This window comes from Escherichia sp. E4742, from assembly GCF_005843885.1.
Lineage (GTDB): Bacteria > Pseudomonadota > Gammaproteobacteria > Enterobacterales > Enterobacteriaceae > Escherichia.
The window spans coordinates 2,862,037-2,875,722 of the sequence record NZ_CP040443.1 but is presented as its reverse complement, the minus strand read 5'-3'; the positions used below and the strand labels follow the sequence as shown (position 1 = coordinate 2,875,722).

Annotated in this window: 7 protein-coding genes and 2 pseudogenes; 6 read left to right on the top strand and 3 right to left on the bottom strand. The window is 47.2% G+C overall.

The genetic code is table 11. From position 1 onward, the window contains the following. Genes dpdJ through dpdD form a run of 3 tightly spaced genes read left to right on the top strand, consistent with a single transcriptional unit; the run spans window position 1 to window position 7,150 of the window. Entirely contained in the window at window positions 1-4,431 is a 4,431-nt protein-coding gene (gene dpdJ / locus FEM44_RS14070; RefSeq protein ID WP_135523691.1) for a protein DpdJ, read from the top strand. A 12-nt stretch (window positions 4,432-4,443) separates the two neighbouring features. Then, the gene (gene dpdK / locus FEM44_RS14065; protein ID WP_135523690.1) at window positions 4,444-4,974 is read left to right on the top strand and encodes a phospholipase D-like domain-containing protein DpdK; all 531 of its coding nucleotides are present in this window, start codon (window positions 4,444-4,446) and stop codon (window positions 4,972-4,974) included. Further along, window positions 4,967-7,150 carry a protein DpdD gene (gene dpdD / locus FEM44_RS14060; RefSeq protein ID WP_135523689.1) on the top strand — a complete coding sequence of 728 codons (2,184 nt, stop codon included), beginning with the start codon at window positions 4,967-4,969 and terminating at the stop codon, window positions 7,148-7,150. Before dpdK ends, dpdD begins: the two co-directional genes overlap by 8 nt. 23 nt (window positions 7,151-7,173) lie before the next feature. Here the strand turns inward: dpdD and dbpB are convergent, their stop codons facing one another. The 3 genes from dbpB to FEM44_RS14045 form a co-directional block, all read right to left on the bottom strand. Further along, window positions 7,174-8,301, bottom strand: a complete 1,128-nt coding sequence (dbpB, locus tag FEM44_RS14055; RefSeq protein WP_135523688.1) for a DGQHR domain-containing protein DpdB — start codon at window positions 8,299-8,301, stop codon at window positions 7,174-7,176. A gap of 2 nt (window positions 8,302-8,303) precedes the next feature. Next, the gene (dpdA, locus tag FEM44_RS14050; protein ID WP_135523687.1) at window positions 8,304-9,548 is read right to left on the bottom strand and encodes a tRNA-guanine transglycosylase DpdA; all 1,245 of its coding nucleotides are present in this window, start codon (window positions 9,546-9,548) and stop codon (window positions 8,304-8,306) included. Window positions 9,549-9,621: 73 nt separating this feature from the next. Further along, on the bottom strand, window positions 9,622-10,578 hold the full coding sequence (locus FEM44_RS14045) for a hypothetical protein (RefSeq protein ID WP_240726904.1): 957 nt from the start codon (window positions 10,576-10,578) through the stop codon (window positions 9,622-9,624). A gap of 540 nt (window positions 10,579-11,118) precedes the next feature. Between FEM44_RS14045 and FEM44_RS25580 the strand changes: the two are divergent. The 3 genes and pseudogenes from FEM44_RS25580 to FEM44_RS14020 form a co-directional block, all read left to right on the top strand. Continuing rightward, window positions 11,119-11,982, top strand: a pseudogene (locus FEM44_RS25580) (IS3 family transposase); the annotation flags it as partial. A gap of 272 nt (window positions 11,983-12,254) precedes the next feature. Beyond that, entirely contained in the window at window positions 12,255-13,331 is a 1,077-nt protein-coding gene (locus FEM44_RS14025) for an IS110 family transposase (protein WP_135523685.1), read from the top strand. Window positions 13,332-13,347: 16 nt separating this feature from the next. Next, a pseudogene (locus tag FEM44_RS14020) lies at window positions 13,348-13,656 on the top strand (integrase core domain-containing protein); the annotation flags it as partial. Window positions 13,657-13,686 lie beyond the last annotated feature (30 nt).

Sequence of the window (13,686 nt, the reverse complement as noted above, 5' to 3'; positions counted from 1 at the left end):
ATGACCGCCATGGATTTATCGCGTCTTCACAAGGCGCTTGATCTGCTTGAAGAACGTGAAGCCGAGCTTCTGGTTTGGGGGGATACTGAAGGCGCATTCACATTTGAGGATATCGTTGTTCTCTTTAGCCAGCATCTGCCTGATGAAAATGCCCGGGAGCTCATTGATAATCTCGAAGATACTGCAATGTTGTTTCGCATCCCCAATACCAAAGGGCTACGTCTTTATCGCACACGCATGGCGGAATCTGTCCATCTGTTTCGCCATCAGCGCCAATGGTTTCGTGGTCAGCAACTGAGCCATACCCGAACGCTGGTGGCGGATTATCGCTTTATTCGCCGCCCACGCAGTTACCCCGCGCGTGTATTACCCGCTGAAGAAGTTCTCGCCCAGTGGTCTGATGCCTCATGGATGAATGACATCAAACGGCAGGCGTTACGAACATTAATTGGCGATTTTTCTGTAGCCGGATTCCAGTCCCGGGCAACCGAACGTATTTTACGGGCATGGGATTATCACAGCCGCAATCCCCGCAGCAAAGAAGCAACCGGCACCATTGTTTGTGCCGGTACCGGGAGTGGTAAAACCCTCGCCTTCTATCTCCCGGCTCTAACATCGCTGATTAACGAATTGCAGCGCGATCCCTCGTCGCGAGTACGTACGTTGGCGCTTTATCCACGGAAAGAATTGCTCAAAGATCAGTTTATGGAAACCTGGGGAAAATGCCGCGAAGTCGACCATCAGACGGTAAAACTCTCCGGGCGTAAAATCCGCATCGGTTCGTTCTTTGGCGATACACCATATAGCGCTCAATACGTTGAAAAAGATAAAGATATTCCTTTCGATCTGCTACGCTGCAATACGCCTAAATGTCGGGGCGAGATGCACTGGAAAGCAGAAGATATTCGTCAGCATCGGGAGATCCTGCGTTGTACCCATTGTGATCACAGTGTTGACAGCGATGAAGTGGTGTTAACACGTCTTTCCCTGATGAACAATCCACCGGATATCTTGTTCACAACTACAGAAATGCTTAACCAACATCTGGGTAATAATGATGCAAATCATTTATTTGGCGTTGGGATAAATGTTACTGCTCCTCCGGTTGTGTTGCTTGATGAAGTTCATACATACGCTGGCAACTCTGGTGCGCAGACGGCCTATCTGCTTCGCCGATGGATGCAACTGGCACGTTGCCGACCACACTTTGTTGGGCTCTCCGCCACACTAAGCGACGCAGAGCGCTTTTTTGCTGATTTAGTCGGTGCCAGCAAAAAGCATGTCATGCTCATTGAACCAGCATTTCAGGAGATGGTGGACGAAGGGGCTGAGTATTTGCTGGCTTTGCGCGGTGACCCAGTATCACAAACTGCGTTGTTGTCTGCCACTATTCAGACCAGCATGCTGGCCCGGCGCATCATGGACACCCGGAAAGCGAAATCACAAGGCACCTGGGGGCGTAAGACTTTCGTATTCACAGACGATCTGGATATTAATAACCGCCTCTATCATCAACTCTGTGATGCCGAGGGTTGGCGCACCCGAGGTCGACAATTACTGCCTCATGAAAGCCCTCTGGCCGCACAGCGACAGGAAAATCTGAAGAACGCCGAAGCACTAACACTTGCCGGACAAAACTGGCGGATGGCCGTCGATATTGGACATTCACTGGAAGTTGACGACCGGGCCCGTGTCGCACGTACTTCCAGCCAGGATACAGGGGTAGATCCTAAAGCCGAAATTGTCGTTGCTACTGCATCGCTGGAGGTTGGCTTTAATGACCCTTCTGTTGGCGTCGTCATTCAGCACAAAGCACCGCGTAACGTCGCCTCTTATCTTCAGCGTAAAGGGCGTGCCGGACGTTCAAGAACCATGCGCCCCTGGATGGTGGTCGTGTTGTCAGAGTTTGGCCGAGATCGCATAGTATATCAACGGTATGAAGAGTTGGTTAACCCGGAGATTAAGAGCCAATCCCTACCGCTTGGTAATATTCATATTCAGAAAATGCAGGCCGCAATGGCAACGCTTGACTGGCTGAGCATGAAGATCCCTGGCAGCAATATTTGGTCATTACTCAATAATCCACCGAAGAAAAAAGATCACCATAATTATCTGGAGCGGATGCTTAACCTGGTTTCTGCTTTGCTTGAGCAAAATGTATGGCAGCAAGAACTGGAACAATATCTGCGCTATGCGCTCAAAATTAAGGAAGCACAACTCCAGCGAGTCATGTGGTCACCGCCACGGTCAATCATGATGGAGTTACTGCCAACCCTTAAACGTCAACTAACCACAAAATGGTCACTGATGGGCAAGCCCGGTGCCGACAGAAGCAATGGTCGCTCACCACTGCCTTTATTTATCCCCGCTGCACTTTTCAGCGAACTAAATCTTCCTGAGTTAAAGATCCAGTTGCAGCGTCGCTATGAAAAAAGCGAATACTTGCCGTTTATACAGGGGCTGAAGGAGTTTGCACCCGGCCGTATTTCAAAACGCTATGCGATTTACTCCGATTTGGAAGCTGACTGGTTAGTACCACAAAATTTCGTTCCGCTTATGAATCAAGTGTCTGAAGTAGATTTCGACGTCAATGATGCCTTCGGCGATACCTGGCAACCGGAATGCCTTATCGAGCAGGTGGATGCACCACCATTAAAAGTTATTCGACCTGTTCAGATTTTTACGCAACCACTTGATTTTAAATCAAACTTAACCGAAAAAAGCAATTCACAACTACAATGGCATAGTCATTTTTCTGCTGACACACAAGTGGAAGCCCTGGATATTCCTGCCGGGCCATGGGCGGCAAGTTTGCAGTCAGTAACCTTTTACACCCACCAACATATGACCCCGCTTGAGTTGACACGTTATGCTACCGGAGCATGCGCTTCGCTGCGTAATAAAAGCAAACAACCTGCGTGGGTAAATTTCAGATGGGTTGAAGGCGACCAACCTGTAGGTGTGGGTACGCGTCAGTGGGTCGATGGCATGAAGATGTGCTTTAAACTCCCTGAGACGCTCAGTAAGCAAGCTATGCGTGATGCCCGACTTTCTGCCTCACTCAGGACGCTCTACTTCCACCATTGCATCCGTAACGAGGCACGTTTCGAGTACGACGGTTTTACCGCTGACTGGATATTTGAATGTTATATGGCGGTACTGACCAAAGAGATTGCCAATTGCCAGACGGTGTCTGAAGCACTTCAGTCCTTACGCAGCCCTAAAGGTCGGGAAACATTGACGACCATTGCCGATTCGCTCTTTCAAGCTGAAAATATCTTTGAAAACAACAATGAAGGAGACAATACCGCCGAGCGTCAGGAGTTACAACAACGATTAAGAAGTCTGTTCAATGAATCTGAACTGATAAAAATACTCGACACTCATAGTACTGTTTTTACTGATAATTTAAGCGAAAATACTCATTTTTGCCATTGGTTACAGACGGTATTGATCAATTCTTTCTCCGGCGCGGTGAAACAAACCAGCCACCTCCTTCTTCCGGATGTAGATGATCGAGGTTTGCTTGTTGATACCGTAATAAAAGGAGAATTGCTTGAAATTTGGTTGACAGAATCTGAACCCGGCGGCTGCGGAATAATCACACGCTTTGAAGAAGCATTCAATAACGATCCAATAGCGGTACTGAATTTGTTCATTCGCAGTTTTGCGCCCAGTGACTATGAGCAGATCGATGACGATCTCTTTGAGTTGCTCTCCCAACTACCAGCCAATGAAACCATGAAACAGGCACTGAGCAACTTACGCGAAGCTAACAGCCATCTTGCACGCCGGGAGGCAAATGGTCAGTTACGTGCAGAGCTTAAAAAGCAGGGATTTGCTCTGTCCCACAGTTTTATGTCCGTGCTACATACGCGAATTCTGCGACCGGGAGGCAAGGCGTCTCACGATGAACGTCTGCTCGACTATTTACGTAAATGGCGTGAAATGGAAGCAAAAGCAGGCTATGAAATTAGCCTTAATATCTTTGCGCACACCATGGCAACACAGGAACTTCCGGATGAAAATGTCACCAAAATCTTTGATCGTTTCTGCCAAATCCAGGGAATGCTCTGGCAAAGGGGAAATTCTATTCGTCAATCAGTATTAAGTTATTACAATCCCTTTGATAATGGGCAGAAAATGACTGAACGATTGCTACTGAGCACACTCTTCCTGCAACAAGCGAAGCAGGTTCACGTGACAAGCAATGATTGGCTTCAGCAACTTCACAAAGCTCTTGTTAGTGAGGGATTTGCTGATTTGTTGATCCCTCGTCAGGCCCGTCATCTGATTGTACCGTGCCTCTCCCAACTACAGGTGAACCCAGTGGATTATTACGGTTTACAGCTTTATCCACGACAAGGAGCGGTCGATTATCAGAATGGCGATATTGTGTTGCGAATTGAGCTAGCAGAAGCCCTACTGTAAGGAACACTAAGAATGGAAGAACAACGACAAATATTTCTCCATGGGCCTCTCGGACAACGGCAATTGCGTGAAGTGTTAAGTGCGCAATTTAGCGGGTTGATTATCTTCCCTGAACTGATCTGGCTTATCTCACCATGGATGAGCGATTTTGATGTCATCGACAACAGTGGTGGGCAATGGAGTTTTCTTGATCCGGCATGGGGCGCCAGAATGATAAGCTTCCAGGAGTTGCTGGCAACAACTGTAAACAATGGTTGCCCTCTGCGCATCGTTACTCGTCCGGATACCCCCAACAAAGTGTTTATAGAACGATTGCTGGCAAGGCTTACACCGGATCATGATATGCAATATATCTTTCATGAAAATCTTCATGCTAAAGGCATGTTAACAAAACATTTTTTCCTTAAAGGTTCAATGAATTACACCTGGAGTGGTGCAAATCTCAACGATGAGCATTTGCTTTTTTCAACCAATAAAACCGTAATTTCTGACGCCCTTATTGAGTTTGGTGGGCAATATACATTTGGAGATAACAATGACTAATTCTCCATCATGGCTCAGCGATTTTTTTGGTCCTGGCAATTTACTTAAACTCGATAATTTGTTGACCGATACACCAGGTGCATATTCTGCAGAACTCAAAAGTGTACTGCTTCCTCTTGTGGATAGTGCTCTGGATGGCGGATGGCCGATTATTTTGCCGTGGTGCAATAGGAAAAATTGGGCCTTTTACGCAACTGCACAAGATGAGCGAACAATGCTGGAACTGAGCATTACTCTCACCGCCCGACTGGGATCGGCTGATGTTAATCCCGATCGCACTATATATCGCAGCGCTACTCAAGGCCCAACTTGTCAGTCTGAAGAAGCGCTACTTCGCCACTGCCCGACAGGATTCATCCGCATTGAATTATTGCAAGAAAAACAAGCGGATAAACTGGCAAAAATGCGGGTCTTCGCTGCGCTTAAAGATGTGATAATGCTCTTTCGCCAGCGTCCTTTACTTACACGTCCCCAAAAACGTCCATTTGGTCGAATCCTCAGCGATTTTATGCTGGCTACTAATAAAAAAGATTATGCTGCCAGCAACGACTATCTTCAGGAATTACGCGAAAATGGGCAACTTTCACGACGTAATTTGCTGCTGCTTGAACTGCAGAGGGCCGGGAAATGGCAAAATTGGGACCAGTTGCTAAATCATCCTGATTTGCCAGATCTGATCAGAGGACGAATTCCATCTTCGCTGGTCCGAATGTTACTTGCAGCCTACCAACACCGCTATTTAGGAGATGACACACATAGCTACATCCAATACACACCACAATCTTTACGCCCCGCATTTCTGGCGCTATATCCGCTTTTCATGCAGGTTCCATTACTGGACTCATCTGAAGAAAACCTTGGATATTGGCAAAGTTGGGCTGTTGGTGTAGCACTGGCAGGAGAAGAGTCACTGCTGACTGCTTTGCCGAATCAACTCAAGTCAGGCTGGCTTCAGGGAATACAAGTGTGGGCTGGACTCAAAGGCATGCAGTCATTAGCCAATATGGATTCGCCGTCTTACGTGCCACCAGTATCATTACAGACGCTGGCCACACTACTGCAATCATCGCTGGTCGCTAAATCCGACGAGATCAGCTCATATGCAACTTTGTTGCAATCGGTGGACTCTCAACTGTTGGAGCAGGCGCATTCCATTCCTTTGTTAAATGCGCTAATTGAAAGTATTAATGCACTCTCCGGGCCGCAAATTTCAGGCTGGGACCATTGGTTTGCAAAGTTATGTAGCCCGGATGCAGACATTAATAGTTTACTGCAAATGGTTGCACTGGAAAGCGAGCAATGGCCTGCAGTAAGCTTTCATGAGTCCACTTTTGTACAGATATTATCGCAATCACTTCTACCAGGAGTTTTCCCTGCACTGCGTAATGCTATGCCAGCGTTTATAGAATGGCTTGAGAAAAATGAACTGCTATTGCTAAGTTCCACCTGGCTGAAGTGGATGGATGTGCTGGCGATGGAACAAAGTGTAAGCCACGCTGATGTCAAACTAGCAGCGCTTGCAGCAGAACACTTCTTGCAGGGATCAGTCACGCTGGCAGAGTATCAGGAATTTATTGTTACTCTACAGTTGATTGTCGAGCGTGCCGGATCATTCAAGAATCTGACTACACTTGGCGAGATGATGGAGTTATTTCTGGATGCGCCTGCGCCGGACAAAGATGCACGCACAGCGCTATGGCTGGATATTCAAGCCTGCGCAGCAGGTATTTGGCTGCGTCTTCCCCCCCCAACACGCACTATCATGCGTAATCTGGCAATTGATGTTCTGGGGCCAGGCGCCGATGCGGCGTTTCCACAAGATCAACCACAAAGTGATGATTGTGAGCTTGAGTCGTTACCGAATTTAGCTGGCAAGCGAGTGGCGATTTATACACTAACGCAAGGGACTGCAAGGCGTGCTCGCCGGATGATTGAAGACCTTTTCCAGGGCATCAGAGTCGATGTCAATCATGACCATACAGCTACAGATAAATTGGTTAATTTGGCAAAGCAAGTTGATTATTTTATTTTTACCACCGCCAGCGCAACGCACCAGGCACTTTACGCCGTCACGCCACATCGTAGAGATCTTATTTACCCTGAAGGTAAGGGGGCAAGCTCAATAATCAATGCTTTTGTTTCACATGTTCAGCAACCATCGAACATAGAGGCATGAAAAAGGGGCAAACGCCCCTTTTTTTAAATATCAGCGTTAACTGCCTTGATATAACTTGTCACAAGATAATCAGTAACCAACGATATATCCTTCGACAGATTCTGTAATTCATTCCACTTGCGAACTATAGGCTGCCCCTCGCGGTCGGGGCCAAAATTCCACGAACCACTACTCCATGCACAGAGCGGCTTAATACGGTTCAACTCTTCTACAAAACGCGTGTATGAAGGGACATCAGTCCAGCCAGGCTCACCTTTATATTCCTGATGTACGTGATCGATTTCATCCATCAGGCTACCCAGGGACAAAATACCGATTCCGTGCAGTAAACGTGAATATCGTGGTTTTTTATCCCAATCATCGGTGAACACTGTCTCCACCGCTGACCAGAAGTTATTTAGCAATTTCAGCATCTTTGCTTCATCCCCCAACCCGGTTGAAGGATTGCGGAAACGGTATAAAGCCCCCTCACGCAGACTGGAATCGATCATTTTGATCATTGAATTGTCGGCAATCACACCATCTGGATTGGTCGCGGTTTTAATGCGCCCAGTCAGCGGACCATCACCAAAGTTCAGGCGCTGGGTCAGCAGAGACGGAAACTTACGCATCTGAAGATCGGATGGCAGGCGACCATGCGTATGCGGCGCCAGTTCATACAGTAGCGTCTTCGGCAAAGGCTTGGTGGAGTTCACCAGCATAAACTGTTCTCGTTGCTCTTCGGCATCATTGGCGATAAACGCCGATACAGGCATCATAAAGGAGTTGATATCCGCTTCGCGCAGTGCTGCGGTACGTTGCTGCCCATCAACGATAAAGCCCGGTTTTTCAAAACTGGCATCTTCAGAATAGGGTATAACCAGATGCCCCATATCAGCATTATCTGTCAGGGGTTCGAAACGAACACGCTTATCGAAAGCGATAATAACCGGGTTCGGGATCATCGGATTTTCGCTTTCAATATAACGCTGTATTTCCTTAATATGGCTACGAACTTCCGGACGCTGATAGCCGACCAGATTTTCATCTCCACGACGAATACGAGAAATCGCCGCAATTTTGTTGATTTTTTTGCCTTCAATCGCCAGGCAGTAAAGTTGTCTCTTCTCACCTTGCCGAATGCGTAAGGCGGGGACACGAAACTCACTCATGATTAATCCTCTGAGCGTAATGATAATGTGTGTTGTAAACGACTATACAGCACTTGAATATTGTGGAATCCGCGACGACGATTACGCTCAGCCCCACGGAAAATAATCACATTAATCCCAATGGCTTTGCAGATATTGCACTGGCATTTCCGCCAGGGCCGAGCGCGTAAAGTACGTTCGTAATCGGCCCGGATTTTCTCCGCTTCTTTCTCGCCCGAATGCAGGCGCTCATAGGCCAGTACTGGCTCAAGAGTTTGCTCAAGCGACAATGCGTCCTTATCGTACTCAAACAACGCATGCATAGCAGCCTTCTCGAGTTGACGCGCGAGATCCTGATCGACTACACCCGATTTAATTTTACGGCTCAGGCTGGGGTTAGCATCGAACTGTGGCACACGCACAGCAGTGTAGGCACGGCCCTCTGGCGTGTGGTAGTTATTTTTACGATCTTTAAAAGCCTGCTGAAGCGGCGTAGTAGAGTCGATACTGGTGACTCCGAAACGTATAAAATCGACGAAACTTTCTGGTCGTGCAATCCCTAGCAGATGTACCTGAGTATCGCTTTTCAGCAGCGGCTTTATCTCTTCCAGAGTTTCAAGGATTTGCGCCGTTTTCAAAGGTACCATCCCCCCCATGGTGATATTTTTATAGCCCATCGCCAACAGAGCTTCTACCGACTGACGGTACGAAGTTTTGCTCCAACCATGCGCAACGCCAAAAGGCTTGAAGCAACTGTTTTTAGACTTAACTAAAAACTCCTGCGCCAGTGTCAGAGTGATATCCTGGCGGCGACGGCACTCAGCCAATAGGTCACCACTGAAGGCCTCGCCAGGCCTCTCATAACCAAACACAATATGGTCGAGGGAAACGCCATAATTAAAGCGGGAAGTTTCATAAAACTCGATAACTTCATCGACCCGATATGGAGGAACATACTGATTTACATAAGTAAAAGCACCACAGTCACCCATCGTTTCCATATTGTCTGGCAGGCGGAAAAAGTGCTTCATACCATTACGAAAGTAACGTAAGCGTTGCGCTCGGGTATATTTACTTTCTCCACTTCCCAGGCCGTCAACCACCGCTTTAGACACCAGCATACCGTCATAAGGGCGAGGGTATACCTCATGTGGATAATGATCATCACGCTGGCGAACGCGGTGTTCGTTTCGCGTTTCGCGGAAGAAGTCGAAACTGGGATCGATAAAATCCTGACTATCCGGGAAAAAATACTTTAGCTTCGACAACGTACTCTCCTGTGACGCCACAACTCAGACTCAAAAAACGGAAGATTCTATCACGAAAATTAGCCCTGGAGCATTAAGGTTTACTTCCTGATAAGGCTTTGAAAAAGGCACGGAAGCGTTTTTCCTCAAACGAATTGCCACTATCCCGAAACGTACGCAGAGCCTGTGTTGCGCTAATACCCGGATTCCGTTGCAGAATTTGTACAATAAAGTGGCTAACCTCTTCAGAATTGCGTCGAATGCCTTTTTTATTTTCTCGTTCAGGTAATTTTTGTAGTTCACTGGACAAGTACTGAGATAACGCATTTAAATTATCTATTTTTTTTGTGGTAAACTCATGAATAATATACTTTGCCATACTTATATTCAGCATGAGCATATTGCACTTCAGCCATTCTGCCATTTTTTTGTTGGTCTTAAATAAATAATTACTCAGATTACCACTAATTTCTTTTGACGTTATGATCAATAATTGTTTTTTAGGTTCCCTAAGATACTCAAGCCCATGAATAGCATCTAATTCAATGGCATTAATATAATCAGGAGAACCACAAATAATAAAATAACCCTGATTGTTATTTTTCATTAATTCCGCAATCGATGTTGGGTGTTGAGATTTGAACAAAGAGCGTTCAGTTAATTCCTTCCACCATGTTTTATGGAATGATTTACCAACATATTCTTTTGAATACAAAGGGATAGATTCTTCATACCCTGTCGCGAAAGTAGCATTGTAAGGTGCAACTTTATCTTTATAATGCAAAAGGCCAAGACCAGCAGAAAGCACCCATAAGTCAACGGCATATCTTTCTAATATTGATTTTGCCATTGACCAATGACCGCCTTTATAAAGATCTATGGCGCATACTGTTTCCGAGGTGGATATTACTTCATTCAGAGCATTGCTCCAGGATCTCACCAACACTTTTGCCGGTGTCCTATCTGAAGAAAACTGGCTTAAGCTCAGTATTTCCTTGCCCTGGCTATTCTTACCATTCGTACAGGTGGTTATTAAGTTGATATGACTCACAATCGCTCTCCCCAAACCGTGTAGCAAAGCTACCTCAGAAAGAGCATTGTTGCAAGAATCCATTCAATGCTAGAAAATCAGTTAGGTATGTACTCATAGTACTCATCTTGAGGATTGGCACATTGATGGTATCGCTTCAACATCCCTTTCTTCTCCAGATCGAGGCAAAACGTTCGACATGATTCAAGAAGATCGTGTGATTCTTCCATTTTATATATTGAAATCAATGCCCTAGCAAGAGTGTCATAGCTAAACCCTCCCGCCGAGTGTGACACAATACTCATTGCCAGTTGGGTATCGAACGTCTTCATAATGCACCTCTGAGTTGATGGTCTGCCCTAGTTATAAAAAACTATTGATTATTATTCAAGATTGATTAGCTGAGAGGTGCGTCGACAAACGTTGCGCTTTAGTTGCCAATAATTCTCTGCCAAAGCGCTAGCCGGATTAGCGTCGATGTAATCGTTCTGAAGTGGCATACTGAATTTGGCCACCTGAACAGAGGTGATATGCTCACCTCAGAACAACACAGGTGCACCAATGAAAAAAAGAAATTTCAGCGCAGAGTTTAAACGCGAATCCGCTCAACTGGTTGTTGACCAGAACTACACGGTGGCAGATGCCGCCAAAGCTATGGATGTCGGCCTTTCCACAATGACAAGATGGGGCAAACAACTGCGTGATAGCGCCAGGGAAAAACACCAAAAGCCTCCCCGATAACTCCGGAACAAATCGAAATACGTGAGCTAAAGAAAAAGATACAACGAATTGAAATGGAAAGCGAAATATTAAAAAAGGCTACCGTGCTCTTGATGTCGGACTCTCTTAACAGTTCTCGATAATCGGGAAACTCAGGGCGCGTTATCCTGTGGTCACTCTCTGCCACGTGTTCGGGGGTCATCGCAGTAGCTACAAATACTGGAAAAACCGTTCTGGAAAACCAGGCGGCAGATGGGCTGTATTACGCAGTCAGGTACTTGAGCTACATAGCATCAGCCACGGTTCGGCAGGAGCAAGAAGCATCGCCACAATGGCAACCCAGAGAGGCTACCAGATGGGACGCTGGCTTGCTGGCAGGCTCATGAAAGAGCTGGGGCTGGTCAGCTGTCAGCAGCCGGCTCACCGGTATAAACGTGGTGGTCATGAACATGTTGCTATCCCTAACTACCTTGAACGGCAGTTCGCCGTGACCGAGCCAAATCAGGTGTGGTGCGGTGATGTGACCTATATCTGGGTAAGCGCTGGGCGTACCTCGCCGTTGTTCTCGACCTGTTCGCAAGAAAACCAGTGGGCTGGGCCATGTCGTTCTCGCCGGACAGCAGGCACACCATGAAAGCGCTGGAAATGGCATGGGAAACCCGTGGTAAGCCCGGCGGGGTGATGTTTCACAGCGATAGCAATAATGCCGGTATCAGTTTTTATCATCACTCTGTTTGCTGTTTAACCAGATTGGTGTGATTACTGATGCAGTGAAGACCTTCCCGCATCCTGACTCACACAGCGATCGACCCTTTGTGTCCTGCCCTGGACCTATCGGTTGCCGGAAGCGCCTTCATGCGAGGCATCTCCTCACCGATGCGCGTGACTCAAGAAGGGCCTGACGGCTTGTCTCGTTACTGTCCTGTCCGGGTTATCTGTCTGGAGATTCAACTCTGTTTCCTCACAGGAGCTCTGTCATGGCTGATAAAGATACCGAAGCCGCTGTTGTGGGTGGCGTGGATACACATAAAGATCTGCACGTTGCCGCTGTCGTAGATGAGAACAATAAAGTCCCAGGGACCCGGTATTTCTCCACAACACGGCAAGGTTACCGGCAGATGCTGGTATGGATGGTCTCATTTGGGACGTTAAAGCGAACTGGGGTTGAGTGTACAGGTACCTATGGTTCAGGGCTGCTTCGTTATTTTCAGAATGCAGGGGTGGAAGTTCTTGAAGTGACAGCACCAGATCGAATGGAGCGACGCAAGCGGGGAAAAAGTGACACGATTGATGCTGAGTGTGCTGCACATGCAGCATTCTCCGGAATAAGAACAGTTACTCCCAAAACGCGCGATGGTATGATTGAATTCCTGCGGGTGCTAAAAACTTGCCGCAAAACAACAATATCAGCCCGCAGAGTCGCTCTCCAGATTATCCATTCCAATATTATTTCTGCACCGGATGAATTGCGCGAACAACTCAGAAATATGACACGTATGCAGCTCATCAGGACTCTGGGATCCTGGAGGCCTGATGCCAGTGAATACCGTAATGTTACCAACGTTTATCGCATTGCATTGAAATCCCTTTCCCGACGCTATCTCGAGTTACATGATGAAATCGCCGATCTGGATGTCATGATTGCGGCAATCGTCGATGAACTGGCACCTGAACTGATTAAACGTCATGCCGTTGGATACGAAAGCGCTTCGCAGTTACTGATCACTGCCGGAGACAATCCCCAACGGTTAAGAACCGAATCAGGTTTTGCGGCGCTGTGTGGTGTCAGCCCGGTTCCCGTATCTTCAGGAAAAACGAGCCGTTACCGACTTAACCGGGGTGGGGATTGTGCTGCAAATAGTGCACTTCACATCATCGCTATCGGACGTTTACGAACTGACGATAAAACTAAGGAATATGTCGCCAGGCGAGTAGCCGAAGGACATACAAAAATGGAAGCAATACGCTGTCTGAAGCGCTATATCTCACGCGAAGTTTATACATTACTACGAAATCAAAACAGGTATGTTAACAGCATCCCGATAACGTCTTGACTCTTAGAAGGGCGTCCAGGGCAGTCATTATACGAGCAGACAGTTCCGGCAGTTACTGTGGCGATACCGGATCAGGCAGAGTATGAGCCGGCGCGGAAACTGCGGAGATAACAGCCCAATGGAACGCTTCTTCAGGAGTCTGAAGAACGAGTGGATGCCGGTGGTGGGTTACGTAAGCTTCAGCGAGTCAGCTCACGCCATAACGGACTATATCGTTGGATATTACAGCGCACTAAGACCGCACGAATATAACGGTGGGTTACCCCCAAACGAATCGGAAAATCGATACTGGAAAAACGCTAACGCGGTGGCCAGTTTTTGTTGACCACTACAGTCCTAAGATCTCAATGAGAAA